A 1,311-nucleotide genomic window follows, 5' to 3' on the forward strand; every position below is an offset into this window, starting at 1 on the left:
TTTCTGGCGACAAAGCGAGCACTGACGTTCCTTGCACATGAGGAGATGGATTTCCACGATTACATCATTTGGTTCCCAGCAGAGTCGGGGCTGGAACCGGTGTATGTTTATCTAAGTACATCTAAAGGGTCATATCCTCATGGTTTCAAACATTACCCACCTAAGAATATGAAGTGGGACGATATTGTTAACTCGACTAAATCAGGTCCGGCAAAATTCAAACAAGGTGTTAATATCCCTGAAGTTGATCAAGAAGTTTGGTTGACAGGGATTTCAGTAACTAATGGTCAATCTTGGAAAGTTAAGGAATTTAGAGATGTTCAAGGTGCATATAAAGGAAAGGAAACTTGCTGGGTAGTAACTAAAGAATCGGGGGGTGTTATTCACTCTCATCCAATTGGTGAAACCGAATCTAGGAGATTAATAAAATGAACAAAGAATTAAAATTATTTGGTGACGTATTATATATAAGTAATGCTGAGTATATATATAATGATCTGCATTCTATTCAAAAAGATGATGGGTTGTCGGATGTTATTGACCTTCTTGATGAGGATCTACTACAGATAAAATATCTAAATGGCTCTATTGTTGATGTTGGTTGGTATCCTTCTTTTGACGAGAGTGGTTATTTTAAAGTTATGTCTATTAGACGTGATGACTGGGAGAATCCCATTTACTCTAGTACTTTAGGGTTTAACCTTAACCAGTTGTTGGAAGAAATTAAAATAGCCATATCAAAAATTTAGCTATTGGCCCACTTAATTTCTAAAGTGATAATATAAGCCGCCTTTCTGGCAGTTTATATTTTCATGATTTATAATTCTGTAATTAATGAGTCGGTTATATGATATAAATAGTTCTAAGTTCGGATGAGGAAATGTTAACTTTTCTATCTTAATACCTATGTATTTTATGGGGGTAAAATTTATTAAATTAATGCTATCCCGGCCCGAAAAAAATCTTGTAAGGTGTTAATCGTGGTTTAACACACCGCAGACAAACTCAGTATTAAACTCTATTAATCATAATATTCTCATGAAGGTAATGACGCACCTCGCTAATTAGCGGGGTGTTTTTATTTGTGGGTCTGGCAAAGCTAAAGAATAAAACTCATGACATTTAAATAATGTTAAGGAGGTGAAAAAGACAAATAGGTTTAGCAGTCAATATTCTCGTTAATTATAAAAACTTAAATAAGGAAATAAAGTATGGGAAAAGGACACAGTAATGTCATGGGTCAGGGCCGCCGTGGCTCAACTGATGGCGTCAAGGGCGTGCCGAGAGGGCTTAGTGCTGGAAATCCTAATA

At 36.0% G+C, this 1,311-nt stretch carries 2 protein-coding genes; both read left to right on the forward strand.

Going from position 1 to position 1,311, the window contains the following annotated elements; all coding sequences use genetic code 11:
- A partial coding sequence (locus V2A85_RS23690) for an S-type pyocin domain-containing protein (protein ID WP_420072553.1) occupies window positions 1–432 on the forward strand: 432 nt, incomplete at its 5' end.
- A complete protein-coding gene (locus tag V2A85_RS23695; protein WP_420072554.1) occupies window positions 429–749 on the forward strand; it encodes a hypothetical protein in 321 nt (106 codons plus the stop codon). The genes V2A85_RS23690 and V2A85_RS23695, both read left to right, overlap by 4 nt.
- Window positions 750–1,311 lie beyond the last annotated feature (562 nt).

Origin of the sequence: Yersinia sp. 1252 StPb PI, from assembly GCF_048593885.1 — a bacterium.
GTDB lineage: Bacteria > Pseudomonadota > Gammaproteobacteria > Enterobacterales > Enterobacteriaceae > Yersinia > Yersinia enterocolitica_E.

Bases quoted from the DNA above. Each gene is read 5' to 3' on its own strand.
- V2A85_RS23695 (WP_420072554.1), top strand. From the start codon at position 429: ATGAACAAAGAATTAAAATTATTTGGTGACGTATTATATATAAGTAAT.